The following is a 26,338-nucleotide window of genomic DNA, read 5'->3' on the forward strand; positions in this document are numbered from 1 at the left end:
CTTGCAACATTCAGCTACGAACAACGACCAGACCAACCGCTATTCCGGCAAGGATACCCGAAAACGCGACCAGACTGGCCAGCGACAGTGTTGACACACCACTCAGACCTTGCCCGATCGAGCACCCCAAGGCAAGCACGCCGCCAAAACCCATCAGGACGCCGCCCGCCATCGCCCGCTGCATCTGGGTGGCGGAAGCAAAGCTTTCGGGGCGGAAGTCGCGCGACAGAAGCGCCACGGCCAGCGCCCCCAGCGCCGTGCCCGCCACCACCGCGACGCCGAAATTCAGCGCCCGCCCGGTGGACAGCATCAGCCACAGCATGCCGTCGCCCATCGGCCCGATGAAGCTGATCGAGGTCAGCACTCTGGGATCGAAGGGATCGTCGGTGACATGGGTGATCCACCAGCCACCCGCCACCGCCAGCCCGATGATCGCCGCGCAGGCGGCCTGCAATGGATGGCGTCGGCATAGCGGCAAGGCAAACCAGACCAGCACCAGAGCCAGCGGCCCCGCCACCAGCGCCACGGCGAGTTGCGGCTCTATCGTCGGGAACAGTTGCGGCAGCGATGCTGCGGCGGGCCGGATCTGCCCCATAGACGCCACCCAGCCACGCAGCGGCGCCAGCACCCCGGTCAGGCTGGCCTGCGCCGCCAGACCCAGACACAGCAGCACCAGAACCGAGCGCATATTGCCGCCCGCCGCCAGCACCAGCGACCGCGCGCCACAGGCATTGGCCAGCACCATGCCGATGCCGAAGATCGCGCCCCCGGCCAGCATCCCCACCCATGAGAACCGGTCCCGCATGGGCAGCGCCGCCGCCAGATCGGTGCCACCCCACAGGTTCAGCGCCTGCGTGGCGCAGACCGCCACCGCCAGCGCCAGCGCAAAGGCGCGGATCGCGGACAGATCGCCCCCGGCCATCACGCCCTTCATGCCCCTCAGCAGGCAGAACTGCCCCGCCCGTGCGGCCGCCCCGAAAATCCCGCCAAGCACCAGCCCCAGCAGGACCGCATTCATGCCGTCCCCCAGATATCGGCCGAAATCGCCGCATACCAGCCGGCGCCATAGACGGCCTCGGCCTTGCGGAATGCGGCATCGGCGTCGATCGGGCTGACCCCGCCTGATTCCGCGATCTCGACGATGGCGTCATCTTCGGCGCGATAGACCCCCGCAACCGAGATCCCCCAATCCGGCCCCACAAGGCTGTAACAGGTATTGATGAAACTGGCGGCGGGCGGCTCGTGCCCGGCCAGATCGGCGCTGATCGCGGCGGCGGCGACCTTGGCCTGCGCATTGGCGCAGAACCCCGATTTCGGCATCGGCGCGGCGATGGTGGCGTCGCCCACGACATGGATATGCGCGACCTGCGTCGACTCGAAGCTGTTGCCCCGGACCGGCACCCAGCCGCTGGCATCCGTCACCCCGGCACGTTCCGCGATCCATCCGGCCTTTTGCGGCGGCACCACATTCAGCACATCGGCCTTGTGGATCTGGCCGAAGGCGGTTTCCACCTCGCGCGCCTGCGCATCGACGCGAATGACCTGCCCGTCATCCACCTGCCCGACCCATTCGATCATCTCGCCATAAAGCGCCGCCCAGCCCTGCTGGAACAACCCCTGTTTCGAGAAGCTTTCCTTGCTGTCCAGCAGCAGGATCTTCGAGGCCGGCTTATGCGTCTTCAGGTAATGCGCCACCATCGAGGCGCGCTCATAGGGTCCCGGCGGACAACGGAAGGCGCCATCGGTGATCGACATGACAAAGCGTCCGCCATCCTCCATCGCCTCCAGCTGCGCCTTCAAGGCCTGCGTCTGCGGCCCGGCCTTCCAGGCATGCAGCGCCAGTTCCGCCGCCGCCTCGTCATAGCCTTCCAGCGCATCCCAGCGGAAATCGATCCCCGGCGACAGCACCAGCCGGTCATAAGACAGCGCGGTTCCATCCTCCAGCACCACCCGCCGCGCCGCGCCATCGACATCCTGCGCCACGGCATGAACGATCTCGATCCCCGCCGCGCGCAGATCGCCGTAACCATGCGTGATGCTGTCCCAGTCCCGCAATCCGCCCAGATAGAGGTTCGAGAACGGGCAGGTCACGAAACGCTCGGCCGGCTCGATCAGGGTGATCCGCATGCCCTCGTTCCACCGCCGCAGACAGCGCGCCGCGGTCGCCCCGCCGAAACCGCCACCGATCACGACGACATGCGCCGCCCCGGTATCGGCCCGCACCAGCCCGGGCAGCGCCAGCGCCCCCAGCCCGGCCATCCCGCCCAGAATATCGCGTCGGGTCATGCTCATTGTTCGATCTCCGAAAACCAGCGGGCCAAAGCCGCGATCTGTGCATCGTCATAGCCGCGCATCAAGCGCCCCATGACCGTGGCGTCATCGGCGGATCCGTCCCTGAACGCGGTCAACCGCTGCTGCAACCCGGCTTCGGGCAATCCGGCGATCGAGGGAATGGCCCCCGGAGAACGCCCGTCCGGCCCGTGGCAACTGGCACAGGGCCCGGCAAGAACGCGGGCATCGGCCTGCCCATCCCCGGCCCAGACGACCGAAGCAAGGCTGGCAAAAACCACCGACACGACGCAACGCGTCAGAACGGGATGGCTGGCGGGCATGAAAACCCCCTTTTCTGGCTATGATGACGTAACAGACAGGCGCTCGCCCACGATCCTGCCCCCTTGCCTCGCCCCAAGCCACCAAAAAAGCGACAAGCACCCAAAACCGGCCGCCCGATCTTTGGTGTGCAAATATCCTCGGGGGTCCGGGGGTGTAAAACCCCCGGCGCTCGCGGGACACAGCCACCCTGCCTCTGGCACTTTCCCGGCCTTTGGTTCATGACCCTCACGCAACCGTTATCCGAGGGACCTGATGGGCTATTTCCCGAAATGGCGTCCGGCCAGTGGCGCCACCGTTCTGCCTGATGAAAAGCTGCCAACCGCCGCCGCCCTGCCGATGAGCGTGCAGCACCTGCTGGCCATGTCCGGCTCGACCATCCTCGCGCCGCTGATCATGGGCTTCGATCCCAATGTCGCGGTGTTCTTTTCCGGCATCGGCACATTGCTGTTCTTCATCGTGACCGGAGGCAGGGTGCCCAGCTATCTGGGCTCTTCCTTCGCCTTCATCGCGGTGATCATGGCGGCGACCGGCTTCGCCGGGGGCGGGGCCAATCCCAATATCGCCGTCGCTTTGGGCGGGATCGTCGTGGCGGGGCTGATCTACGCGCTGATCGGACTGGTGGTGATGGCCATCGGCTCGGGCTGGGTCGAGCGGTTGATGCCGCCTGCGGTGACCGGCGCCATCGGCGTGGCGATCGGGCTGAACCTTGCCCCGGTCGCGGTGGGCCAGCTGGCCGGCAGCCATGCCCATCTGAGCATCGCGCTGACGACGGTGCTGGCGATGGCGGCGATCTCGGTCTATGGCACGCAGGCCACGCGACGGGTGGCGGTGCTGCTGGCGCTGATCTTCGGCTATCTTCTGGTGCTGGTCTTCGGCAACGGGCTGGGACTGGTGCCGGGCATTGATTTCAGCGCCATCGCCGCCGCGCCGTGGTTCGGGTTGCCGCAATTCACCGCGCCGGTTTTCGAATGGCAGGCGATCAGCCTGATCGCCCCGGTCGCCATCGTTCTGGTGGCCGAGAACCTTGGCCATATCAAGGCTTTGGGTGCGATCACCGGGCAGAACATGGACCGCTATATCGGGCGCGGCTTTCTGGGCGACGGGCTGGCCACCATGCTGGCGGGCAGTGGCGGCGGCACCGGGGTGACCACCTATGCCGAGAATATCGGCGTCATGGCGATGACGAAGGTCTATTCGACGTTGATCTTTCCGATGGCTGCGGTGATCGCCATTCTGCTGGGCCTGTCACCCAAATTCGGCGCCATCCTGCAAACCATCCCGGCGCCGGTTCTGGCCGGGCTTGCGGTATCGGTCTTTGGCCTGATCGCCTCGGCCATGGCGCGGATCTGGGTGGACAACAAGGTCGATTTCTCGGACCCGCGCAACCTGTTCACGGTGGGTGTGGCGCTGATTTTCGGCGGCGGCGATTTCACCGTGGAGATTGCTGGTTTTGCCCTGGGCGGTATCGGCACCTCGACCTTCGCGGCGCTGTTTCTCTATCAGGTGCTGGGCATCCGCAGGCGCGACCCGCGCCCGGTTCCGGCAAGGAACGGCTGACAGCGCGGCTCAATCACCCTGCGCGGTTGCGCGCAGGATGATGCGCGCCTCGGTCGCCCGGTCGATCGCCGCGCTGGAATAGAGCAGCGGGCGATATTCCCCCCCGGCCCAGGCCGCCAGCAGATCGGTGTAATGGGCCGAGCCGGGAATGCCCGACTGGCCGGGCGAATTGATGAACAGGCTGTTGTCCCATTCACCGACATCAATCAGCATCCGCACCGACGGCCCCATCTCGACCCCAAGATCACCGGGGCGATAACCCGCGTAATTCGGCGATGAGGACGACCCGCCGCGCGGAATATCGGCCATGGACCACGCCTCGGGCGCCAGCCGGTGCAGCGGATGGCACAGGCGCAGCCGGTGGACCGCGCCCCATGACCACCGCGCCGGATCATCGCCCATCAGCCGCTGGCAATCCGCCCATGCGGCCCGCAGCGATGTCAGGATGGCAGGGCAAAGCGACGTTTGCGCCTCGACCCACGCCGCCAGCGCGGCGTGGTCAAAGGGTTCCAGCAGCGCCAGCGCGGCGTCGCTGGCCCCCTCCAGCCGGGCGATGGCAGGGCCAAGGTGGCGCGACAGCCAGATCTCGATCAAGGCCGCGGCATTGCCGTCCGGCCCCAGATCGCCGCTGAAATCCGCCAGCAGGTCCTGCATCGCCTGCGGGATCGGCATGGATCGCAGCCAGTCGGCCAGCCGCATCGCGATATCGGAATGGCAGCTTGTCTGCATCGCCGCGCAATCCTGCAAGGTCACGGCCCCGTTTCCGGCCAGAGTCCGGTTCAGCCAGTCATGCCTGCTGCGATCCAGCCATTCATGGCCGGGGATGCGTCCCTGCCAGTCCTCGGGCAGGTTCATTGCATTGGCGGTGGCGATGAAGCCGCGCGTCGGGTTCACCTCGATGGGCGTGTCCTCGGGCGCGGCCATGCCCTGCCATTCGTAACGCCCGTCGCCCGGCACCGGCAACAGCCCGTCATGCCCCTGACGCAAAGGCTCGGCACCCGAAGGTTTCCAGACGATATCGCCGGCGGTATCGCCATAGATGTGATTGACCGACGGGCAGCCCCAGCCCCTCAGCGCCGCCAGATATGCGCCCCGGTCCCTTGCCCGCATGACCGAGAGGCTGGCCATATAGGGCGCGGTTCCGGGCCGGGTCCAGACCGTCTGCACCGCGAATGCGTGGCCCCCCTGCTGATGGACGACCGGGCCGTGACAGGTGAAACGCAGCGTGACCTGCCGGTCGGGATGGCCGCGCAGGGGGATGGTTTCGCGGACCGTATCCATCCGCCGCCAGCCGCCGTCATGGCGGTACAGATCGGGATCGTCGGGATGGATGTCATAGACGCGGATATCCTCTTGATCCGCGCCATAGATGGTCAGCCCGAAGGCGGCGGTGCCGTTGTGACCCATCGAGATGCCGGGCACCATCGCCTCGCCCGCGCCGATGGCGTCGAAGCCGGGCATGGTCAGATGAACGAGGTAACGCACCGAGGGCAGGGCATGGGTGCGATGCGGGTCAAGGCACAGGATCGGCCGCCCCGAGGCGGTGCGCGCGCCCGACACCACCCAGTTGTTCGAGCCCTCGGTGGTGGCGATGCGGTCGATCTCGCCCAGGGCGGTGGGTTGCGTCCACAGATGCGCCTCGTCCGGCCCGGCGTCCAGACGTTCGCGGCTAAAGCTGACCGGGCTGACCGCCAGCAGGAAATCCCGCAGCACGCGGTCGCTCAGGATCGCCGGATCAAGGCCATCGGCGAAGGTGGGCGTGACCGGCGGTTCCAGATTGCGGCGCAGCAGGTCCAGTCGCGCCCCCCTGTCCGCGCCCGCCAGCGCCATGACCCGCGCCCGCAGCAGTTCCGAAGTGGCGTTGCGGGTCAGCGAATGGCTGCGGATGCGCACCACGTCCTCGGGCTGCCACAGCGAGGGGCGGTTGCCCAGCAGCGCAAACTCGGGCGGCAGCGGCAGATCGCCCGCCAGCACGTCGCGGACATGGGCATTGATCCCCGCCGCGAAGGCCGTGCAGATCGCCTGCGCATCGGGGGCATAGGCCGCCCATTCCGGCCCCATCGCGCCGCGATACAGAAACAGTCGCGACGCCCGGTCCTGCTCCAGATAGCCGGGGCCGAAATCCCCCGCCAGAAGGCCAAGGCCGCGCTTGCGGGCAAGGTCGATCTGCCACAGCCGGTCGCGGGCGGCGTTCCAGCCCTGGGCAAAGAACAGGTCGTCACGGGTTTCGGCCCGGATATGGGCAATGCCGCAGCGGTCGATGCGGATCGTCACATCCGCATCAAGGCCCGCCACACGGTAGCTGGTCTGCGTCACGCCTGTTCAGGCCAGTTCAAGGAACAGACCCGCGTGGAACCGGGCGCGCTCGACCAGACTGTCCTCAAGGACATGCTCGGTCAGGGTATGCAGGCCCGCGCCGCGCAGGCCGGTGGAATCGATCGTCGGAATCCCCAGCGCGCCGGTGAAATTGCCGTCCGAGCCGCCGCCCGAGGGCTGATGCGTCAGATCGAACCCGACCTGTTTCGCAATCGCGGCGGCGGTGTCGAACAGCGCCAGATCCTGCGGCTGGCCGGGTTTCCAGACCGGGCGGGTCACGCCGCGGGTCACGATCAGCTCGATCCCGTTTTCGGTGCCCGCAAGCGCCAGCATCGCGGCGATCCCGCGTTCCAGATCCTCGTCGGTCTTGGCCATCGACAGCACTTCCGCATGGCAAGAGGACGACACGCAGTTCACCCATTGCCCGGCATGGATCACGCCGACCGAGAAGGTGCAGTCGTCGGTCGTCATCGCTTCGATTTCGGGGATCTTGCGGGCCATCATGGCAATGGCCGAGCGGCCTTCCTTCAACGCCCATCCGGCATGGGACGGCACGCCGCGCGTTTCCAGATTGAACCGCGCGATGGCATAGCGCCCGATCACGCAGCCATGCCCGTCGGTGGCGGGTTCGGGCAGGATGACGCATTTGTTCATCCGCGCCTCCTGCTCGATCAGGTCGCGGGTGGCGGGGGTGCCGATTTCTTCGTCCGGGGTCAGCAGGAAGGTGACGGGCAGGCGGGTCTGCATCCCCTGCCGCAGGATCTGGCGCATCCCTTCCAGCGCGGCGAAGATGCCGCCCTTCATGTCTTGAATGCCGGGACCGAAGATCCTGCCGCCCTCGCGCCGCCACGGGTTCTGTTGCAGCGTGCCCACCGGATGCACCGTGTCCAGATGGCCCGACAACAGGATGCCCGGCTGGCCCTGATCGGGATGGGGGAATTTCGCCCGAAGCGAGGGGCCGAAACCCGGACGGCCCGGAATGACCTCGATACTGGCACCGGCGGCGGCACAGTCTATGGCCGCCAGATCGACCATGCGCGCAAGGGCGGCGGGGTCGAAGGTGGGGCTTTCGGTCTCGATCCACGGACGCAGGCGCCCGATCATGTCCTCGGGGTCGAAAGTCAGGTCGGTCAAGGACATCAGGCGCTCTCTTTCAGCAGGGGCATGCGGCGTTCGATGATGCGGGCATAGATGGATGATCCGATGGGCAACACCTCGGGTTCCAGCACGAAGGCGGGATTGTGCAGCGCCGCCGCACCGCCATGCATGACATTGATATAGGCGCCGGGAATGGCCGCCGACATATCGGCGAAATCCTCGGACCCCATGAATTGCGGGCATTCGGCGGATACGTTTTCCGCGCCCAGCACATCCGCCGCGGCCGCGACATAGGCGTCGGTCAGATCGGGATCATTCACCAGCACGTCAAAGACATTGCGCAGATCAAGGTCGATGCCGACACCATAGGCCGCCGCCATGCCGTTGCACAATTCGCGCATCCGCTGTTCGACCAGATCCATCACCTTCTGGTCGAAATAGCGCACGGTGCCGGTGATCGTGGCGGTTTCGGGCACGATGTTATAGGCCGATCCGGTATGGAACTGCGTGCAGGACAGCACGCAGGGATCGACCGGATCGACATTGCGCGACACGATGGTCTGCAACTGGCCGACCAGTTCGGCCCCGATGACCAGCGCGTCTTTCGAGCGGTGCGGCTGGGCGGCATGGCTGCCCTTGCCGTTGATGGTGATGTCGAAAAACGCCGCCCCCGCCATCATCGCGCCGGGCCGGATCGCCGCGCGGCCCAGACGCGACAGCGGCTGGTTGTGCATGCCGTAAACCTCGTCCACCGGGAAGTCGCGGAACAGCCCTTCGGCGATCATGCGGCGCGCGCCGCCCAGACCTTCTTCGGCGGGCTGGAAGATGAAAACCGCGGTGCCGTCGAAATCGCGCGTCGCGGCCAGATATTGCGCGGCACCCAGCAGCATCGTGGTGTGACCGTCATGGCCGCAGGCATGCATCCGGCCCGCATTCTGCGAGGCATAATCCAGCCCCGAGATTTCCTGAATCGGCAGCGCATCCATATCGGCGCGCAGCCCGATGCGGCGGTTGCCGCTGCCCTTGCCGCGCAGGATGCCGACGACGCCGGTTTCGGCGATGCCGCTATGGACTTCGTCGAAACCCCATTCGCGCAGATGTTTTTCCACGATGGCCGAGGTGCGTTTCTCTTCGAACCCGATTTCGGGATGGGTGTGCAGGTCTTCGAAGATGGCGCGCATGCGGGGCGCGTTTTCTTCGATGGATGGGATCAGTGCCATGGTCTCTCTCTCAGGCTGCAAGGGGTTTTCGCGCTGCGAAATCCCAGAAACGACCCGGCGCGGCGTCGATCAGCGCGCGGGTATAGGCATGTTGCGGATCATGCAGGACGCGGCCGGCGGGGCCTTGTTCGACCACCTGGCCGCGCTGCATCACCAGCACGTCGTCGCAGATCTGGGCGGCGACGCGCAGGTCGTGGGTGATGAAGATGATCGCGATGCCGGTCTGGCGCTGCAACTGGTCCAGCAGCTCCAGCACCTGCGCCTGAACCGACACGTCCAGCGCCGAGACGGCCTCGTCCGCGACCAGCACATCGGGTTTCAGCATCACCGCGCGGGCAATCGCGATCCGCTGCCGCTGCCCGCCGGAAAACTGGTGGGGATAGCGTTTCAGCGCATCCTCGGGCAGCGACACGATCTTCAGCAGCCGTTTCGCCTCGGCCAGCGCGTCGCGATAGGGGGTGCCATAGTTGATCGGCCCCTCGGTCATGGATCGCGCAATGGTCCAGCGCGGGTTGAGCGAGCGGAACGGATCCTGAAACACCACCTGCAACTTCTTGCGCTTGGGTTTCAGCTCGGCGCGGGACAGATGGGCGATGTCGTCGCCCTCCAGCAGGATCTGGCCCTCGGTCGGCTCGATCAGGCGCATGATCGAGCGCGCGACGGTGGTCTTGCCCGAGCCGCTTTCGCCAACGATGCCAAGCGTCCGGCCCGGAGACAGCGCGAAATTGACCCCGAAGGAGGCCCGCACATCGGGCTTTCTGAAAAACAGCGAACCGCTGCTGTAGGTCTTGCCCAGATCCCTGGTCACCAGAACCGGCGTGCGGTCCGGGTCGGGGCGGGCCTCTCGTGGCACCAGACTGGGCACGGCGGTCAGCAGCGCCTGCGTATAGCCGTGCTGCGGTTCCTGCAAAACCTGCCGGATCAGCCCGGTTTCAAGGATTTCGCCGTTGCGCATGACGCAGACACGGTCGGCGATCTCGGCCACCACGCCCATGTCATGGGTGATGAACAGAACCGCCGTGCCGTGCTTTTCCTGCAATTCGGCGATCAGCGACAGGATCTGTTTCTGCGTGGTCACGTCCAGCGCCGTCGTCGGCTCATCCGCGATCAGCAACGAGGGCTCCAGGATCAGCGCCATCGCGATCATGATCCGCTGGCGCTGGCCGCCCGACAACTGATGCGGATAGCTGTCGAAGATGCGCCGCACATCGGGCAGATGCACCTGTTCCATGATGTCGATGACGCGGGCGCGTTTCTGGCTGGTGGACATGGTGCTGTGCATGTCCAGAACCTCGGTGATCTGTGCGCCGACCTTCATCACCGGGTTCAGCGCCGTCATCGGTTCCTGAAAGATCATCGCCAGATCGCGGGCGCGTTTGCGCTTCATCTGGCCGGGCGACAGGTCCAGCAGGTTCTGCCCGTTCAGCAGGATCTGCCCCGAGCGGACCTGCAACGCGCCCTTGGGCAACAGCCCCATCGTCGCCAGCGAGGTCACCGATTTGCCCGAGCCGCTTTCGCCGACCAGACAGACGGTCTCTCCGCGCCTGATGTCAAAGCTGATGCCTTTCAGCACCGGCGACAGATTGGGCTTGCCCGACAGCTCGACCACCAGATCGCGGACATTCAGAACCTCGGGCGCGTCCGAAAAATCGCGGTTTCTCAGGTCCATCTCAGGCCTCCCGTTTCTTCATGCGCGGATCGAGGGCGTCGCGGGCCGCGTCGCCGATCAGGTTGATAGACAGCACGCAGATGGTCAGCAGCAGGCCCGGCCACAGGATGATGCCGGGATTGATGCGGAAATACTGCCTGCCCTCGGCCATGATATTGCCCCATGTCGGGATTTCGGTGCTGATGCCCGCGCCCAGAAAGGACAGCAGCGCCTCGGTCAGGATGGCGGATGCGACGATATAGGTGCCCTGCACGATCATCGGCGCCATGGTGTTGGGCAGCAGGTGCTGGAACAGGATCTTGGGCGTCGAGGACCCCAGCGCGGTCGCGGCCTCGACATAGGGTTCCTCGCGCACGCTGAGCACGACCGAGCGGACCAGCCGCACCACGCGCGGCACCTCGGGGATGGTGATGGCCGCGATGACCGAGCCGATGGACGGCCCGTTCAGCGCCACCAGCGCCACCGCGATCAGGATCGAGGGCATCGCCATCAGCGCATCCATCGCCCGCATGATCAGCGCATCGGCCAGCCGGAAATAACCCGCGATCAGCCCGATCACCACGCCCATCACCAGCGCCACCACCGCCGCGAAGATCCCGATCAGCAGCGATATCCGCCCGCCAAGGATCATCCGCGAAAACAGGTCGCGGCCATAGCCGTCGGTGCCCAGCAGGTAATCCTCGGATGGCGGTTTCAGCCGGTTCAGCGGGTCCATCGACAGCGGATCATGCGGCGCGATCCAGGGCGAGAAGATCGTGATCAGGATCACCGCCGCCAGCATCGCCACCGCGATCAGCGTGCCGATGCCGGTATGGGCGGGCGACAGGAAGGCCAGCAGCCGCAGCAGCTGGGGTTTGTCCGTATGAGGTTGATCGATGCTCATCAGTAGCGGATCCTCGGGTCGAACAGCGAATAGGACAGGTCGATCAGCAGGTTGACCGCGACATAAAGCGTGGCCGTCAGCAGGATCAGCGCCTGAATGACCGGATAGTCGCGGGCCAGGATCGCATCGACCGTCAGCCGCCCGATGCCCGGAATGTTGAAGATGGTTTCCGTCACCACCACGCCCGAGATCAGCAGCGCAAAGCCCGCGCCGACGATGGTGGCGATGGGCACGGCGGCGTTTTTCAGCGCATGGACGAACAGGATGCGCCTTTCGCCGACGCCCTTGGCGCGGGCGGTGCGGATGTAATCCTCGTTCAGCACATCCAGCATCGCGGCGCGGGTCATGCGGGCGATCAGCGCGATATAGATCGAGGCCAGCGTCAGCGCGGGCAGGATCGCGCGTTCCATAAATGGCCCCAGCCCCGAGGACAGCGGCGTATAGCCCTGCGGCGGCAGCCAGCCCAGCCCGACCGAGAAGATCAGCAGCAGGATATAGCCGACCAGAAAGACCGGCACCGAAAAGCCCAGCACCGAGAAGGACATGACCAGCAGATCGACCCAGCTTTTATGCCGCCACGCCGCGATCACCCCCATCGGGATCGCCACCAGAACCGACATGATGATCGTCAGCACCGCAAGCGAGATCGAGGGCGCCACCCTATGCGCCACCTGATCCAGCACCGGCACGCCCGAGATCAGCGAATTGCCGAAATCGCCTTGCAGGATGCCGGTGATCCATCTGACATATTGGGTCAGGATCGGCTCGTTCAGGCCCATCGCCTCGCGGATGCGGTTCAGCGTCTCGGGGGTGGCATTGTCGCCCGCGATGATCGCCGCCGGATCGCCGGGCGTCAGCCGCAGCATCAGAAAGACGAAGACCGAGACCAGAACCAGCACCGGGATCACCGACAGGACCCGCTTCAGAATATAACTCAGCATCGCGTATCCCCGCCAAGCCGTGTTGAAACCATACGCCGCGATGGCGCCGGACCGGACCGGCCCCACCCGAAGGCAGGGCCGGGCGCGATCATTCTGCCTTGGTCAGGTTCCAAAAGACCGGGCTGGCGGTGGGCAGCATCTCGTCCAGCGCGGTGCGGCGGGCCTGCGGAAAGTTGTATTCGCCAAGCGGGATATAGGTCACGAACTCCATCGCGTGGGCCTGAATCCGGTCGGTCACGGCCTTCTGTTCCTCGGGCGTGGTGGCGGCGATGAATTCCTGTTTCAGCGACTCGATCTCGGGATCCTCGGGCCAGCCGAACCAGCCCTGATCGCCGCGCCCGTTCAGCATCACGTTGCTGATCGGATTGGCGATTTCGGCGATCTGCCAGTTGGTGAAGAACACGTTCCAGCCGCCATTCGCGGGCGCATCCATCGAGGCGCGGCGCGTCACCAGCGTCTGCCAGTCCATCGGCTGCATATCGACGTTGAAGCCCGCCGCCCGCAATTGCTGGGCCGCCACCACCGGCTGCGCGCGCAGCGTCGGCCCGTCGGTCGGTTGCATCAGCACGACGGGGGTGCCGTCATAGCCCGCCTCTTCCAGCAGCTTCTTCGCCGTCTCGGGATCGCCGCCCGCCGTCAGCGTCTCGGTCCCGGTGGCGTCCTCATAGCGCGTGCCGCAGCCGAAGATCGCGCCGCAGAGGTCATAGAATTCCGGGCTGGCGGTCAGCGCGGCCAGGATCGGTTCCTGCGACATCGCCATCAGCGCGGCCTGCCGGATCTGCTGGTTGTCGAAGGGCGGATGCTTGAAGTTCAGCCGGCCCATGGTCTGGAAGCCGAACTCGGCGCGCTTTTCGACCACGACGGCATCGTCGCCTTCCAGCAGCGGGATCAGATCGACCGGCATCGATTCGATCAGGTCGATATCGCCCGATTGCAGCGCGTTCACCGCCGTCATGCTGTCGGACATGGTGATCCAGCGCACCTTGTCCACATTCACCACCTTGCCCCCGGCATAGTTCGAGGCAGGCTCGTCGCGCGGCACATAATCGTCGTTGCGCAGATAAGAGACGCCAACGCCGGGCTGGAACTCGTCAGGCACGAATTTGAACGGGCCAGAGCCGATATGTTCCTGGATCGCCTGATCGGCGGGGGTTTCGGCAATCCGCTGCGGCATGATGAAGGGCGGCACGCCCGATGGCTTGCCCACCGTCGCCAGCAGCGGCCCGAAGGGCTCATTCAGCGTCCAGACCACGGTGCGTTCGTCGGTGGCCTCGATCGAGGCGGTGACATCCATGATCGTCTGCCCGCCGGTGTCGCGCTGGCCCCAGCGTTCAAGCGACGCCACCACATCCGCGCCCGTGACCGGCGCGCCGTCATGGAATTGAAGGCCATCGCGCAGGGTGAAGGTATAGGTCAGCCCGTCATCCGAGACCTCGAACTCGGCCATCTGGGGCTGGATCTCGCCATCCGCATCCTCGGCGATCAGCACGTCATAGATCATATAGCCGTGGTCGCGGGTGATATGGGCGGTGGTAATCACCGGGTCCAGCACGCGCAGATCGGAATGCATCACGGCGCTGACGGTGGTCTCGGCCAGCGCGCCCGAGGCGATCAGCGTCAGCACGGATGCGAAAAGGCCGGATCTTGGCAGGAAGGGCAGGGGGTTTTGCATGTTCATCTCTCTGTTGGTCGGTTTTTTGTTCAGGCTGGTTCGTTGTCGAAGACAGGCCCCAGCGGCCTGATCCGCATGCCCGGCCTCAGTCTGGTCCAGGGCAGCGAGGATGGGAAAAGCGGCATCGCACCCGGCGCGGTGGCGATCAGGATCACCTCGGCGATGGGTTCGAAATCGGCGCGGAAATGGACCGAGCTTTTGTTGACGAGGATCTTCTGCGCCTCGGGTTCGATGCCGACCATGCGATAGAAATTGCGGTCGGCCATCTGCGCGACGTGGCTGGTCACGACGACCTGCACCCCGCCGATGCGCAGCGCCGCGGATGGCCCCATGTCGATATGCGTGCCGCCGTAATAGGGGCCGGTCGCATGCACCCGGCCATCCGACAGCGCGGCGACCTGCGCCCTGACGCGCAAGGGCGCATCCCCGGCGATGCCCGAGCGGCCGCCAAGGCTGAGTTCGATCTCGGCGCCCTGACCGGCCTCGTGCGCCAGCCGGGCGGCCTCGGGGTCGTGGAAGTTGCCCAAAGCCGCGTCCTGCGCATCACAGGCGATCAGCGCGCGCAGCATCCCGGTGGTGTCAGATGACCCGCCCGCGCCGGGATTGTCCTGCGTATCGGCGATGACCACCGGGCGCGACGCCGCTGCGGCCAGTCGCATCGCCTGACGGATGGCGGCTTCGGGTTCCAGCGCGGTGCTGGCGAAATCGGGCTCGGCTGCCGCCAGCGCGGCGGTGATGGCATCGGCATGACCCGCGACCGCCGCCGGATCGGGACCATAGGCAAAGACCGTCGGCCCGCAGCCTTCGAAATCCGAGGCCGGAAAGCCCATGAACAGCGATGCCGTCGCCACGCCGGGCGGCAGGTCGCGGGTCATCGCATAAAGGCTGCGGTTCGGTTCCATCCCGGTATATTGCCAGCTGATCGGGATCAGGAAATCCAGCTGGCGCATGGCCTTGGCCCATTTCCGGCCGGATTTGACCATCGCATCCAGTGCGTGGGCGGCGCGATGGCCGGTCTCGGCCATGTCCACATGCGGATAGGTGCGGAAACCCACCATGATGTCGGACAGGTCGAACATCTGGCGGGTGATGTTGCCATGCAGGTCCAGCGCACAGGCAATCGGCAGGTCGGGATGGATCTGCCGGATGCGGGCCAGCAATTCGCCTTCGCCGTCATCGACATGGCTGGCGACCATCGCGCCATGCAGGTCAAGGAAGATCGCATCCAGCGGACTGGCCTGCCGCAGCCCGTCCAGGATTTCGGCGCTGATCGCCTCATAGGCATCCTGCGTCACCGGGGCAGAGGGAATCGCCCCCGTCCACAGGATCGGCACCACATCCCAACCGGCGCTGTCGGCGAAATCCATCGCCCCCGCCATGCCCAGATTGACGCCGCGAATCGCCTGTTGCAGCGCCGGGCCACGGGTAAGGGGGATGTAACCGCCGCCCTGCCGGAAGGCCGCCATATCGGCGGGCCACGCGGCAAAGCTGTTGCTCTCATGCAGGAATCCGGCAAATGCGACGCGCATATTCATCCTGTTTTTGATAATTATGTATCGTCAGACGATACTTTTATATCGTAGAATGCTGTTAAATCACCTGTCAACGGATTTCAGCCCGATGGAAGAAAACCAGCCCATGTTCCGCGATCTGATCGGCGTTTCGACTTTCGATCGCGATGAGGCCGAAAATTCAGGCAAGGATCCGCTGTTCGTGCGGGCCATTGCGCGTTCGGTCATGCTGCTGTCGGCTTTCGAGACCGCCCGCCAGCCGCTGACCCTGAACGAATTGTCGGGGATGTCCGGCCTTGACCGCAGCGCCACGCAGCGGATCGTGCATACCCTTCAGGCGCTGGGGATGATCGAAAGGGACGATCAGGATCGCGGCTATGTCCCCGGCAAGCGGGTGCTGACGATGGCCTGCTCCAGCCTGCGGCTGAACTCGACCCTGCAAAAGGCCACGCCGATCCTGCTGGAACTGCGCCGCCGCACGCGGGAGCGGGTGGATATGTCGCTGTGGGACGATACGCGGCTGATCTATGCCATGCGGATGCCGTCCAAGCACGAGGTCTTCACCGCGACGCTGACCGGCAATACCGTGCCGGTCTATTGCACTGCCGGGGGGGTATCGGTGCTGGCCCGGCTGGGCGATGACGAGATCGCCGATATCGTCCACCGCTCGGACAGGACCCCCTTCACGCCCGACACCATCGCGACGCTGGATCAGGTGATGCAGATGGTGACGGCGGCGCGTCAGGCGGGCTATGCCGTCGCGGTCCGGCAGTTGCTGCGCCATGAGATCGCGCTGGGGGTGGCGGTGATGAACCGTGCGGGCCGCCCCGTCGGTGCGCTGCATCTGGCCGGATCGCTGGACGAACATTCGGCCGAGGAATTCGCGTCCCGCTTCGCCTCGCTGCTGCAACATGCGGGGCAGACGCTGTCCTCGATGCTGTAGTCCCCGCCGCTCAGGCGCTGGCGGGCTGCGGTTCGGCCAGATCCAGACTGCGCGGGCGGGGCCCTCCGGTGGCCCAGTCCAGCAGCTCGACCGTGTGGGCGACGGGGATGCCGGTGCCGGAACCGATCTGCATCATGCAGCCGATATTTCCGGCGCTGATGACCTGCGGGCGGGTGGCCTCCAGCGTGGCGACCTTGCGAGTTTTCAGCTCCGCCGAGATCGCAGGTTGCATCAGGTTGTAGGTCCCGGCAGAGCCGCAGCAGATATGGGCGTCGCGCGGCTCCAGCACCTCGAACCCCGCCGCCTTCAGCAGGTCCTTGGGCGCGGAACGGATCTGCTGGCCATGTTGCAGCGAACAGGCCGCGTGATAGGCCACGCGCAAGGGTTCGGCATGGGTGGCGGCCTCAAGGCCGATATCGCTCATCACTTCGGTGATGTCGCGGGCCAGCGCGGCCACCCGTGCCGCGTCCTGCGCCAGGGGATCGCCCGCGAACATATGGCCGTAATCCTTGACCGTGGTGCCGCAGCCCGAGGTGTTGATGACCACCGCGTCCAGCCCTTCGCCATCCAGTTCCGCGACCAACGCGCGGATATTGGCCGCCGCCGCCGCGTGGCTTTCGGCCGCCTTGCCCATGTGATGGGTCAGCGCGCCGCAGCAGCCGATGCCCTTCGGGATCACCACCTCGCAGCCGTGGCGACGCAGCAGGCGGATGGTGGCGTCATTGATATCGGTGTTCAGCGCCCGTTGCGCGCAGCCGGTCAGCAGCGCCACGCGCCTGCGGCGCGGGCTTTGGGCCGCGAAAGTCTGGGGCCGGTCATTGGGGCTGCGCCGGGGCAACTGCGGCGGCGCCATTTCCAGCATCGCGCGCAGCCGCGCATCGGGCATCAGCTTGCGGAAGGGCCGCGCCAGTTTCGCCCCGATCAGCGCCAGCCGGAACCGCCCCGGATAGGGCAGGATGCGCGCCAGCAGCCAGCGCAGGGCGCGGTCGTCCCAGCGGCGCTTGTGGTGACGCTCGATATATTCCCGGGCGTGATCGACCAGATGCATGTAATGCACGCCTGACGGACAGGTGGTCATGCAGGACAGGCAGGACAGGCAGCGGTCGATATGCTGCACCGTCTTTGCATCCGGCACCTTGCTGTTTTCCAGCATGTCCTTGATCAGATAGATGCGACCGCGCGGGCTGTCCAACTCGTCCCCCAACACCATATAGGTGGGGCAGGTGGCGGTGCAGAAACCGCAATGGACGCAGGATCGCAGGATCTCGTTGCTGTGGGCGGTGGCGGGGTCGGTCAGCTGTTCGGGGGTGAAATTCGTCTGCATGTTCAGCTGTCCATCAGGCCGGGATTGAGGATGCCCGCCGGATCGAACGTCCGGCGCAGGGCGGCGGACAGGCGCGCGACGCCAGCCGCTTCGGGCGCAAAGCGGGGGCCGTCGGGCGATGGTCCGCCCCGCAGCAGCGTGGCCACGCCGCCCATTGCGGCCTTGCGGATCGCGGATGCCCCGGCATTGCCGCAATACCAGATCAGCCCGCCGCCCCAGTCCAGCGAGGTCCGGCCCCCCAGCGCCTCCAGCGCGGCGACGATGGCGGGGGCGTCGGTCGGCTTGACAAGGACGCGCCACAGCGCCTCGTTGCTGCCCGCGAAATGCCGGACATCGCGCAGGTCGCGCCACAGCGCCCGGCTGCCCTGATCATCGGTGATGTCGATGCGGTGTTCGCTGAACTGCGCGGTCAGGCGTTCGCGGCGATAGGCGACCTGACTGGCCAGCCCCTCGATCCGCAGCCATGCGGTGCCGGCGTGGAAAGCCGCGCCCGAGACCTCGAACGGGGTGGCCAGCGAGGCCGAGAAGATCCGCACCGCCTGTGCCGCCGTGACATCCGCGAAACCCAGCGTCTGCTGGGCTTCGGCCACGGGCAGCGTTTTCATCGCCACCTCGGTCAGCACCCCCAGCGTGCCATATGATCCGCACAGCAGCTTGCCCAGATCCATGCCGGTGACGTTCTTCATCACCCGCCCGCCATTCTTCAGCACGCGGCCCCGGCCATCGACGAAGCGCACGCCCAGCAGGTGATCGCGGCAGGCCCCCGCCTGCACCCGGCGCGGCCCCGAGACATTGGCCGCGACCATCCCGCCGATGGTGGGGGTGCCGTTGGTGCCCAGAAGGACGCGGTGATCCATCGGCTCGAAGGCCAGCGCCTGACCTTCGGCCGCCAGCGCCTGCTCGATCTCGGCCAGGGGGGTGCCCGCGCGGGCGATCAAGGTCAGCTCTCCGGGTTCATAGGCCACGATGCCGCTGATCTTGCGCGTCGCCAGCAGGCTGGCCGCGCCATCGGCCCGGTCCAGCCGGGTGCCGCCACCGGCAATCCGCAGGGGCTGGCCGCTGTCGTGGCAATCGCGGATCAGCGCGGCCAGTTCGACCTCATCAGCGGGGCTGTCTGCGGTCTGGGTCAGCATGTCGCGGCCCTCTGCCGGTGGGGCTGGCTGGCCTCCAGCGGAAAGACCTTGGCCGGGTTCAGCAGCCAGCAGGGGTCCAGCGCGTCCTTGATCTCCATCTGGATGGCCATGTCCTCGGGGGTGTATTGGCTGGTCATCAGGTCGCGTTTTTCGATGCCGACGCCGTGTTCGCCGGTCAGGCAGCCCCCAACATCGACGCAGACCCGCAGGATATCGGCGCCGAAGGCCTCGGCCCGTTCCAGATCGCCCGGCGTGTTGGCATCGAACAGGATCAGCGGGTGCATATTGCCGTCGCCCGCGTGAAAGACATTGGCAACCTCCAGCCCGTGTTCCTTCGACAATTCCCCGATCCGCTTCAGCGTGAAGGGCAGTTTCGACACCGGCACCGTCCCGTCGAGGCACAGGTAATCGCCCAGCCGCCCCATCGCGCCAAAGGCGGATTTGCGCCCCTTCCAGATCGCCAGCGATTCATCGGCATTGCGGCTTTCGCGGAACTCGACCGGGTTCAGCTGATCGGCGATGGCGCGGATGCGGGCGATCTGGTCGGCGATTTCGGGTTCCGAGCCCTCGACCTCAACGATCAGCACGGCGGCGCAGTCGGGATAGCCTGCGCGGGCGAAATCCTCGACCGCGCGCAGACAGACGTCGTCCATATATTCGATCGCCACCGGCAGCAGGCCCGAGCGGATGATCCGCGCCACGCATTCGCCCGCAACTTCGGGGGAATCGAAGCCGATCAGCATCGGCCGCGCGCCTTCGGGCTTGGGCAGGATGCGCAGGGTGGCCTCGGTGACGATGCCCAGCTGCCCCTCGGAACCGCAGATCAGGCCGAGGATATCCAGCCCGCCACCCGCCAGATCGACGATCTCTCCATCCGCCAGCACCATCCGCGCGCCCAGCAGGTTGTTCGTCGTCACGCCGTATTTCAGACAATGTGCGCCGCCCGAATTCATCCCGATATTGCCCGCGATGGTGCAGGCCAGCTGCGACGAGGGATCGGGCGCGTAAAAGAATCCCTGCGCTTCCAGTTCGGCGCTGACCGACAGGTTGGTGACGCCGGTCTGCACGCGGATCAGGCGGTTGTCGGTGTCGATCTCCAGCACATCGCGCAGGCGCATGGTGCCGATCACGACGCTGTCGGCGGTGGGCAGCGCGCCGCCCGCCAGCGATGTGCCCGCCCCGCGCGGGATCACCGGCACCCGCATCCGGTGGCAGACCCGCATGGCCGCCGCGACCTCTTCGGTGGTGCGCGGCAGCACAACCGCCAAAGGCGCGCAGCGATAGGCGGTCAGCGCGTCGCATTCATAGGCGCGGGTTTCCTCGGGGTCCGAAATCACCGCGTCAGGCGGCAGAATCGCGGCCAGCGCGGCAATGATCTCGGATTTGCGGGAAATGATCCCCGCATCGGGCGCTGGCATCGCAATCGTGGACACGGGCTGGCTCCTTGGATCAGGTGGCGGGCGGGGCGGCAGGTCATACCGCCCCGCCGCATGCTCAACGTGCTGCGGTCAGCGGATCGCCGATGCCAAGGACATAGAAGCCCACCAGCAGCAGCGAACCCGCCACCAACAGATAATAGATGGTGGGCAGCAGGGTGATGCGCAACGTCGCGCCCTCTCGTCCCAGCAGCCCGACGGTGGCCGATGCCGCGACGACATTGTGGATCGCGATCATGTTGCCCGCCGCCGCGCCGACCGACTGGCCCGCGACCATCAGCGCCGAGGAAATCCCCAGACCCTCGGCGACCGAGAACTGGAACTGGCTCAGCATCAGGTTGCTGACGGTGTTCGATCCGGCAAGGAAGGCGCCAAGCGCACCGACCGCCGGCGCAAAGAACGGATAAACCGCACCCACCGAGGTGGACACCCAGTCCGCCACAAGGATCGGCATGCTTTGCAGATCATTGGCGTTGACGCCGGAATTGATCAGCACCCGCACCATCGGCACGGTGAAGATCAGCACGAAACCGGCCCCGACCAGCGTGCCGCTGCTTTCACCGACCGCGTTGCGGAATCCTGCCAGCGACATCTTGTGCAGCCCGACGGTGATCAGGCAGATGATGACCAGCAATCCGCCCGGAGAGAACAGCAACGAGAAATCGCCGCTGATGCCCTGCTCGCCCATGATGTCGGGGACGACGATATCGACCGATTTCAGCGCGTCGCGGAAGGGTACGATGGTCCGGCTGAGAACCAGAATCACGGCCAGCATGACATAGGGTGCCCATGCCAGCGCCAGCGGGATCTGCCGCTTGGCCAGATTTTCCAGCTTGATATCGATGGTGCCGAACCATTCCTTGGACCATTCCGCGACCGGCGGGAAATCCCAGGTGTCGCGCGGTACCAGAATGTGCTTCTTGGCCGCCATTGTCATCAGGCCCAGACCGATCAGCCCGCCAAGGATCGAGGGGAATTCCGCCCCCAGAAATACCGCCGCCAGCACATAGGGGATGGTCATGGCGAATGCCGCCGCCAGCGCGAAGGGCAGGATCGACAGCCCCTCGGTCCAGGAACGGTTGCGGCCGAAGAACCGCGTCATCACCATCACCAGCAGCAGCGGCAGCAAGGTGCCGCAGGTGGCGTGGATGATCGCCACCTCGGACGTGATGACGTGGAAGAACGCCTCCCATGTCGAGCCGGACGCGACCAGTTCGCTGGTGATGGTGGCCTGATCCAGACCCGATTGCACCCCGACGATCAGCGGCGTGCCGACCGCGCCGAAGGATACCGGCGTGGACTGGATCATCATCCCGAAGACCACCGCCGCCATCGCCGGAAAGCCGACGGCGACCATCAGCGGCGCCGCGACCGCCGCGGGCGTGCCAAAGCCCGAAGCGCCCTCGATGAACGATCCGAACAGCCACGCGATCAGAATGACCTGCACGCGCCGGTCGGGGCTGATCGAGGTAAAGCCCGAACGGATGGTCGAGATCGCACCGGAATGTTTCAGCGTATTCAGCAGCAACAGCGCGCCGAAGATGATCCACAGCAGCCCAACGCTTTGCATCAGCCCCTGAATTGTGGATGCGAAGACCCGGTTGAAGCTGACCCCCCACGCCGCCAGCGCAACCACGACCGCGATCACATAGGTCAGCGGCATCACATATTTCGCGGGTACCCGGAAACCGATCAGCAATACCCCTGCGGTAATGATCGGCAGGAATGCCAATAATGCGAGAATTCCATTTGACAACGCGCCGTCTCCTCCCCTGAGCGCCGGAATCCTTGCGGCGTTCCGTGACGCCTGGTGGTTCCGGCTGGCTTGTTCATTGTTGCACGAACCCTCTGGTCCGTGCTTCAGATTTGGTAAGATAATTTTACCGCGCGAGTCAATCGCTGCTTTGCGGCAGAGGCGATCGGATGCGGCTGCGGATCATGCCGGAATGGGTGGGGGTTTGCCGCCCATGGTCAGGGACAACTCGCCGGCCACGCCGCGCACGGCCTTTCCCATTTCCGCCATCCCCGCCACCGGCAGGCGGCTGGCAAGGGCCGAGACGGATATCGCGCCGACCGGCTGGCCCGAATGGTCCCAGACAGCCGCTGCGGCGCAGCGCATCCCATAGATGAATTCCTCGTCGTCAAAGGCATAGCCGCGCCTGCGGATCAGCGCGATCTCGGCCATCACTTCGGTCAGGGTGGTCAGGCTGTGGCGGGTGACGGGATGCAGGCCGTGGCGGTGGATGAAGGCCTCGATCGCCTCGTCCGGCCATGTCGCGACGATGGCCTTGCCCATGCCCGAATTCATCACCGGTGCGCGCCCCCCGGGCGAGGCGATGGCGCGGATGATCTCGCGGCTTTCGACCTGCGCGACGGTGATGACCTCGCCATCCTCCAGAACGCCCAGATTGGCGGTCTCGTGGCTGAGATCGCGCAGTCTGCGCAGAAAGGGCGTCGCGGCGGTGATGAAGCTTTGCCAGCGGGTAAAGGCGACGCCCACCGTAAAGGCGCGCCGCCCGACCCGCCAGCGCGACCCCGCCGGGTCGAATTGCGCGAAACCCCGCCGCTCCAGCGTGGTCAGCAACCGATGCGCGGTCGAAGGCGCCAGCCCGGCGCGTTTTGCCAGCAAGGTCAGCCGCGCGCCCTGGGGAAAGCCCGCCAGCAACTCCAGCAGCGTCAGCGCCCGTTCCACCGCCTGAACCGTCCCGGTTTTTTCCATTTGCGTGCTTTCGTTCCACATCGTGGAAAACTATCTACGACCATATGGTCAGTTTGATAAGCCCGGCCTATGGCCTGCCGGATGTCGAATCGGGTGTCAGGAGTGGAAATCATGGCGGAATATCGTGAACGCACCGGGCTGCAGGTTGCCCCGGTTCTGGCTGACTTCATCGAGGGGCAATTGCTGCCGGGATTGCCCGTCACGGCGGATGCCTTCTGGTCGGGCTGCGCGGCGCTGCTGAAGGATCTGGTGCCGGACAGCCGCCGGCTTCTGGACACGCGCGACCAGCTTCAGGCCCGGATCGACGACTGGCTACAGGCCCGGCGCGGGCAGGACTGGGACAATGCCGCATGGATCGGGTTCCTGCGCGAGATCGGCTATCTTCAGCCCGAAGGCCCGGAATTTCAGGTGGAAACCGGCCCTGCCGATGCCGAACTGGCCAGCGTGGCCGGGCCGCAACTGGTCGTGCCGGTGATGAATGCGCGGTTCGCGCTGAATGCGGCGAATGCGCGCTGGGGTTCGCTCTATGATGCGCTTTACGGCACCGACGCGCTGCCGGGGGCACCTCGGGGCAAGGGCTATGACCCCGAACGCGGGGCCGAGGCGGTCGCTTGGGCCGCGCAGTTCCTTGACCGGACGCTGCCGCTGGCCGCGGGCAGCCATGCCGATGTGACCGGCTGGCGGATCGAGGATGGTCGCGCGGTGGCCACGGTTGACGGGACCGATACCGGGCTGGCCGATCCCGCGGCCTTCGCCGGTTACGCGGACAACGGGCGCTCGCTGCTGTTCCGCCATAACGGGCTGCATATCGAGCTGGTTTTCGATCCCTCGCATCCGGTGGGGGCGGCCAGCGCGTCGGGCCTGCGCGATGTGGTGTTGGAATCGGCGCTGACGGCGATTCAGGATTGCGAGGATTCGGTGGCCGCCGTGGATGCCGAGGACAAGGTTCTGGCCTATGCCAACTGGCTGGGTCTGATGAAGGGCGATCTGGCGGAAACCTTTGACAAGGGTGGAAAATCGCTGACCCGTCGCCTGAATCCCGACCGTGAATTCACCGCGCCCGATGGCTCTGCCCTGACCCTGCCGGGCCGGGCCGTGCTGCTGGTGCGCAATGTCGGCCATCTGATGACCACCGATGCGGTTCTGCTGGATGGGCAGGAAGTCCCCGAGGGGATTCTGGATGCCGTCGTGACCGTTGCCGCTGCCATGCACGATCTGCAAAAGACCGACGGGCCGCGCAATTCGCGCGCGGGCTCGGTCTATGTGGTCAAGCCCAAGATCCACGGCCCGGAAGAGGCCGCCTTTGCCGCGCGCACCTATAGCGCCGTCGAGGATATGCTGGGGCTGTCGCGGGGCACGGTCAAGCTGGGCCTGATGGACGAGGAACGCCGGACCTCGGCCAATCTGCGCGAATCGATCCGCGCGCTGAAGGACCGGATCGTGTTCATCAATACCGGCTTTCTCGACCGTACGGGGGACGAGATCCACACGATGATGCGCGCCGGTCCGGTCCTGCCCAAGGCCGAGATGAAGGACGCCGCGTGGCTGGCCGCCTATGAGGATGGCAATGTCGATGCGGGTCTGGCCACCGGGCTGAACGGTCGTGGCCAGATCGGCAAGGGCATGTGGGCCAAGCCCGACGACATGGCCGAGATGCTGGCGGTCAAGGCCGCGCATCCGCAGGCGGGCGCCAATACCGCATGGGTGCCCTCGCCCACGGCGGCGGTGCTGCATGCGATCCATTACCATCAGGTCGATGTCGCCGCGCGGCAGGCGGAACTGGCCGGACGCAAAAGGGCCAGCCTCGACGCGCTGATGACGCCACCGCTGCTGGGCCCGCGCAACCTGTCCGAGGCGCAGGTGGCACGGGAAATCGACCTGAACTGCCAGTCGATCCTTGGCTATGTCGTGCGCTGGGTCGATCAGGGCGTCGGTTGCTCGAAAGTGCCCGATATCGACGATGTGCCGCTGATGGAGGATCGCGCGACGCTGCGGATCTCGGCGCAGTTTCTGGCCAACTGGCTGCTGCACGGTGTGATCACAACCGATCAGATTGAGGACAGCCTGCGCCGCATGGCCAAGGCGGTCGATCGGCAGAATGCGGGCGATCCGGCCTATCGCCCGATGGCCCCGGATTTCGACGGTCCGGCCTTCAACGCCGCGCGCGACCTGATCCTGAAAGGGGCCGAACAGCCTTCGGGCTATACCGAACCGCTGCTGCATCATTGGCGGCGGGTGGCAAAGGCCGGCTGATGGCGTGATCACAGCCCCTGTGGCCGGGGTTGTGATCACATTATCCACGCGGACGGCTTGTCGCCGGATGTCCGGTTTGCGATGGCGTGCGGGGATGGCGTCGGCTATCCCGGCACCGGATTGAGGAACGCTGAAAGGCTGCGGCATGCACCAGACACAGACCGATCTGATGGCGTTTGCCGCACGGGATGCGCCGCTGCCGCCCGGCGCTGCGCTGGCCTTCACGCGGGTTGGCGGCGATCCCGGGTTCGATCTGCCCGAAGCCATCCGCCGCTGTGCCCCGCGCAGGCAGGCCACCTTTGCGTCGGGCCGGAAGGCGGCGCGGGATGCGCTGCGCAAGGCGGGCCATCGCGGCGATCCGATACCGGGCATCGCAGAGGACGGGCTGCCGGACTGGCCCGCGGGCTGGCTGGGCAGTATCAGCCACAGCGACGAGATCGCGGCGGCGCTGGTTGCGCCCATCGGTGGCGTGCGGCTGCTGGGGCTGGATGTCGAGAGGATCGTGACCGCCGAGGTCGCCTTGCAGATCGCGCCCGACGTCATGCCCGAACGACCCCTTGGTCAGCCCCCCGAACTTGAGGTCACGCGGGCCTTTTCCGCCAAGGAGGCGCTTTACAAGGCGCTCTATCCCCTGACGCGCCAGTTTCGGGAGTTTTCTGCGGCGCATGTCGATTGGTCAGGCGGCGGACCCGATCGCGTGACGCTGAGCCTGACCGAGGATTGGGGCGCGGACTGGCCCACCGGCACCACCTTCGATGCGGCCCAGAGGGTTGCCGCCGGGCATGTGATCACGATCCTCTGGCGCTGAGCGGCATCCGCCGATGTTCAGGATGTTCCGACCGCAGGAAACCGCCGCCCATCCGCACCTGATGCGAGCCATCTTCCGGCTGCGCAAACGGGTTCTCACGGCCGCCTGAACTGGCAGATCGAGTTATAGGGAAACGGGAACGCCACACCATTTCGATCTGGAGGTTGGCTGTCTGGCAGGGCGTTCCAAGGATCCCAGCGGGCGTTATGGTGTGGTGCCGCCCTTTGCGCGAGTGCGGACAG

General features: G+C 66.0%; 20 protein-coding genes. 4 read left to right on the top strand and 16 right to left on the bottom strand.

Annotated elements, in window-relative coordinates; genetic code table 11:
- Nucleotides 1–10: 10 nt before the first annotated feature.
- Genes JHW40_RS20470 through JHW40_RS20480 form a run of 3 tightly spaced genes read right to left on the bottom strand, consistent with a single transcriptional unit; the run spans nt 11 to nt 2,612 of the window.
- Nucleotides 11–1,018, bottom strand: a complete 1,008-nt coding sequence (locus tag JHW40_RS20470; RefSeq protein ID WP_090616502.1) for a YeeE/YedE family protein — start codon at nt 1,016–1,018, stop codon at nt 11–13.
- Nucleotides 1,015–2,292, bottom strand: coding sequence for an NAD(P)/FAD-dependent oxidoreductase (locus JHW40_RS20475; protein WP_090616498.1), 1,278 nt, complete (start codon nt 2,290–2,292; stop codon nt 1,015–1,017). Before JHW40_RS20475 ends, JHW40_RS20470 begins: the two co-directional genes overlap by 4 nt.
- Nucleotides 2,289–2,612: a c-type cytochrome gene (locus JHW40_RS20480; RefSeq protein ID WP_090616495.1), complete on the bottom strand. Its 324-nt coding sequence runs from the start codon at nt 2,610–2,612 to the stop codon at nt 2,289–2,291. The genes JHW40_RS20475 and JHW40_RS20480 overlap by 4 nt, the downstream gene beginning before the upstream one ends.
- A gap of 253 nt (nt 2,613–2,865) precedes the next feature.
- Between JHW40_RS20480 and JHW40_RS20485 the strand changes: the two genes are divergently transcribed.
- Nucleotides 2,866–4,170 carry a solute carrier family 23 protein gene (locus JHW40_RS20485; protein ID WP_090616492.1) on the top strand — a complete coding sequence of 435 codons (1,305 nt, stop codon included), beginning with the start codon at nt 2,866–2,868 and terminating at the stop codon, nt 4,168–4,170.
- Nucleotides 4,171–4,179: 9 nt separating this feature from the next.
- Here JHW40_RS20485 and JHW40_RS20490 read toward each other — a convergent pair whose 3' ends face one another.
- The 8 genes from JHW40_RS20490 to JHW40_RS20525 all read right to left on the bottom strand — a co-directional run bounded on the left by JHW40_RS20490 (nt 4,180) and on the right by JHW40_RS20525 (nt 15,504).
- On the bottom strand, nt 4,180–6,486 hold the full coding sequence (locus tag JHW40_RS20490; RefSeq protein ID WP_244519321.1) for a penicillin acylase family protein: 2,307 nt from the start codon (nt 6,484–6,486) through the stop codon (nt 4,180–4,182).
- A gap of 6 nt (nt 6,487–6,492) precedes the next feature.
- Nucleotides 6,493–7,626, bottom strand: coding sequence for a M20/M25/M40 family metallo-hydrolase (locus JHW40_RS20495; protein ID WP_090616488.1), 1,134 nt, complete (start codon nt 7,624–7,626; stop codon nt 6,493–6,495).
- On the bottom strand, nt 7,626–8,804 hold the full coding sequence (locus JHW40_RS20500; RefSeq protein WP_090616485.1) for a M20 aminoacylase family protein: 1,179 nt from the start codon (nt 8,802–8,804) through the stop codon (nt 7,626–7,628). The genes JHW40_RS20495 and JHW40_RS20500 overlap by 1 nt, the downstream gene beginning before the upstream one ends.
- Before the next feature lie 10 nt (nt 8,805–8,814).
- Nucleotides 8,815–10,473, bottom strand: coding sequence for an ABC transporter ATP-binding protein (locus JHW40_RS20505; RefSeq protein ID WP_090616482.1), 1,659 nt, complete (start codon nt 10,471–10,473; stop codon nt 8,815–8,817).
- A 1-nt stretch (nt 10,474) separates the two neighbouring features.
- Nucleotides 10,475–11,356, bottom strand: a complete 882-nt coding sequence (locus JHW40_RS20510) for an ABC transporter permease (RefSeq protein WP_090616479.1) — start codon at nt 11,354–11,356, stop codon at nt 10,475–10,477.
- On the bottom strand, nt 11,356–12,297 hold the full coding sequence (locus tag JHW40_RS20515) for an ABC transporter permease (protein WP_090616531.1): 942 nt from the start codon (nt 12,295–12,297) through the stop codon (nt 11,356–11,358). Before JHW40_RS20515 ends, JHW40_RS20510 begins: the two co-directional genes overlap by 1 nt.
- A gap of 88 nt (nt 12,298–12,385) precedes the next feature.
- Complete coding sequence (locus JHW40_RS20520; RefSeq protein WP_090616527.1) at nt 12,386–13,969, bottom strand: ABC transporter substrate-binding protein; 1,584 nt, start codon at nt 13,967–13,969, stop codon at nt 12,386–12,388.
- A gap of 29 nt (nt 13,970–13,998) precedes the next feature.
- Nucleotides 13,999–15,504 (bottom strand): M81 family metallopeptidase, encoded by a 1,506-nt coding sequence (locus JHW40_RS20525; protein WP_090616475.1) that lies wholly within the window; start codon nt 15,502–15,504, stop codon nt 13,999–14,001.
- A 103-nt stretch (nt 15,505–15,607) separates the two neighbouring features.
- On the opposite strand from JHW40_RS20525, the gene JHW40_RS20530 reads away from it, so the two are divergent.
- Nucleotides 15,608–16,423 (top strand): IclR family transcriptional regulator, encoded by an 816-nt coding sequence (locus JHW40_RS20530; RefSeq protein WP_090616523.1) that lies wholly within the window; start codon nt 15,608–15,610, stop codon nt 16,421–16,423.
- A 10-nt stretch (nt 16,424–16,433) separates the two neighbouring features.
- Here the strand turns inward: JHW40_RS20530 and glcF are convergent, their stop codons facing one another.
- From glcF to JHW40_RS20555, 5 genes are all read right to left on the bottom strand, one after another.
- Nucleotides 16,434–17,747, bottom strand: a complete 1,314-nt coding sequence (gene glcF / locus JHW40_RS20535) for a glycolate oxidase subunit GlcF (protein WP_090616471.1) — start codon at nt 17,745–17,747, stop codon at nt 16,434–16,436.
- A 2-nt stretch (nt 17,748–17,749) separates the two neighbouring features.
- Nucleotides 17,750–18,880: a glycolate oxidase subunit GlcE gene (glcE, locus tag JHW40_RS20540; protein ID WP_090616467.1), complete on the bottom strand. Its 1,131-nt coding sequence runs from the start codon at nt 18,878–18,880 to the stop codon at nt 17,750–17,752.
- Nucleotides 18,874–20,313 carry an FAD-binding oxidoreductase gene (locus JHW40_RS20545; protein WP_090616463.1) on the bottom strand — a complete coding sequence of 480 codons (1,440 nt, stop codon included), beginning with the start codon at nt 20,311–20,313 and terminating at the stop codon, nt 18,874–18,876. The genes glcE and JHW40_RS20545 overlap by 7 nt, the downstream gene beginning before the upstream one ends.
- Before the next feature lie 61 nt (nt 20,314–20,374).
- The gene (locus JHW40_RS20550; protein ID WP_090616460.1) at nt 20,375–22,072 is read right to left on the bottom strand and encodes an L-lactate permease; all 1,698 of its coding nucleotides are present in this window, start codon (nt 22,070–22,072) and stop codon (nt 20,375–20,377) included.
- A 180-nt stretch (nt 22,073–22,252) separates the two neighbouring features.
- Nucleotides 22,253–23,035 (bottom strand): IclR family transcriptional regulator, encoded by a 783-nt coding sequence (locus JHW40_RS20555; RefSeq protein ID WP_090616519.1) that lies wholly within the window; start codon nt 23,033–23,035, stop codon nt 22,253–22,255.
- Nucleotides 23,036–23,146: 111 nt separating this feature from the next.
- Here JHW40_RS20555 and JHW40_RS20560 point away from each other — a divergent pair, with 111 nt between their 5' ends.
- Together JHW40_RS20560 and JHW40_RS20565 are read left to right on the top strand one after the other, a co-directional pair.
- Nucleotides 23,147–25,288, top strand: coding sequence for a malate synthase G (locus JHW40_RS20560; RefSeq protein ID WP_090616456.1), 2,142 nt, complete (start codon nt 23,147–23,149; stop codon nt 25,286–25,288).
- Nucleotides 25,289–25,433: 145 nt separating this feature from the next.
- Nucleotides 25,434–26,096: a 4'-phosphopantetheinyl transferase family protein gene (locus tag JHW40_RS20565; RefSeq protein WP_090616452.1), complete on the top strand. Its 663-nt coding sequence runs from the start codon at nt 25,434–25,436 to the stop codon at nt 26,094–26,096.
- The last annotated feature ends 242 nt before the right edge of the window (nt 26,097–26,338 follow it).

This window comes from Paracoccus alcaliphilus, from assembly GCF_028553725.1.
In the GTDB taxonomy this organism is placed as follows: domain Bacteria; phylum Pseudomonadota; class Alphaproteobacteria; order Rhodobacterales; family Rhodobacteraceae; genus Paracoccus; species Paracoccus alcaliphilus.

Bases quoted from the DNA above. Each gene is read 5' to 3' on its own strand.
- glcF (WP_090616471.1), bottom strand. From the start codon at position 17,747: ATGCAGACGAATTTCACCCCCGAACAGCTGACCGACCCCGCCACCGCC.
- JHW40_RS20510 (WP_090616479.1), bottom strand. From the start codon at position 11,356: ATGAGCATCGATCAACCTCATACGGACAAACCCCAGCTGCTGCGGCTG.
- JHW40_RS20505 (WP_090616482.1), bottom strand. From the start codon at position 10,473: ATGGACCTGAGAAACCGCGATTTTTCGGACGCGCCCGAGGTTCTGAAT.
- JHW40_RS20565 (WP_090616452.1), top strand. From the start codon at position 25,434: ATGCACCAGACACAGACCGATCTGATGGCGTTTGCCGCACGGGATGCG.
- JHW40_RS20495 (WP_090616488.1), bottom strand. From the start codon at position 7,626: ATGTCCTTGACCGACCTGACTTTCGACCCCGAGGACATGATCGGGCGC.
- JHW40_RS20525 (WP_090616475.1), bottom strand. From the start codon at position 15,504: ATGAATATGCGCGTCGCATTTGCCGGATTCCTGCATGAGAGCAACAGC.
- JHW40_RS20485 (WP_090616492.1), top strand. From the start codon at position 2,866: ATGGGCTATTTCCCGAAATGGCGTCCGGCCAGTGGCGCCACCGTTCTG.
- JHW40_RS20530 (WP_090616523.1), top strand. From the start codon at position 15,608: ATGTTCCGCGATCTGATCGGCGTTTCGACTTTCGATCGCGATGAGGCC.
- JHW40_RS20515 (WP_090616531.1), bottom strand. From the start codon at position 12,297: ATGCTGAGTTATATTCTGAAGCGGGTCCTGTCGGTGATCCCGGTGCTG.
- JHW40_RS20475 (WP_090616498.1), bottom strand. From the start codon at position 2,292: ATGAGCATGACCCGACGCGATATTCTGGGCGGGATGGCCGGGCTGGGG.
- JHW40_RS20470 (WP_090616502.1), bottom strand. From the start codon at position 1,018: ATGAATGCGGTCCTGCTGGGGCTGGTGCTTGGCGGGATTTTCGGGGCG.
- JHW40_RS20480 (WP_090616495.1), bottom strand. From the start codon at position 2,612: ATGCCCGCCAGCCATCCCGTTCTGACGCGTTGCGTCGTGTCGGTGGTT.
- JHW40_RS20520 (WP_090616527.1), bottom strand. From the start codon at position 13,969: ATGCAAAACCCCCTGCCCTTCCTGCCAAGATCCGGCCTTTTCGCATCC.
- JHW40_RS20560 (WP_090616456.1), top strand. From the start codon at position 23,147: ATGGCGGAATATCGTGAACGCACCGGGCTGCAGGTTGCCCCGGTTCTG.
- JHW40_RS20500 (WP_090616485.1), bottom strand. From the start codon at position 8,804: ATGGCACTGATCCCATCCATCGAAGAAAACGCGCCCCGCATGCGCGCC.
- JHW40_RS20555 (WP_090616519.1), bottom strand. From the start codon at position 23,035: ATGGAAAAAACCGGGACGGTTCAGGCGGTGGAACGGGCGCTGACGCTG.
- glcE (WP_090616467.1), bottom strand. From the start codon at position 18,880: ATGCTGACCCAGACCGCAGACAGCCCCGCTGATGAGGTCGAACTGGCC.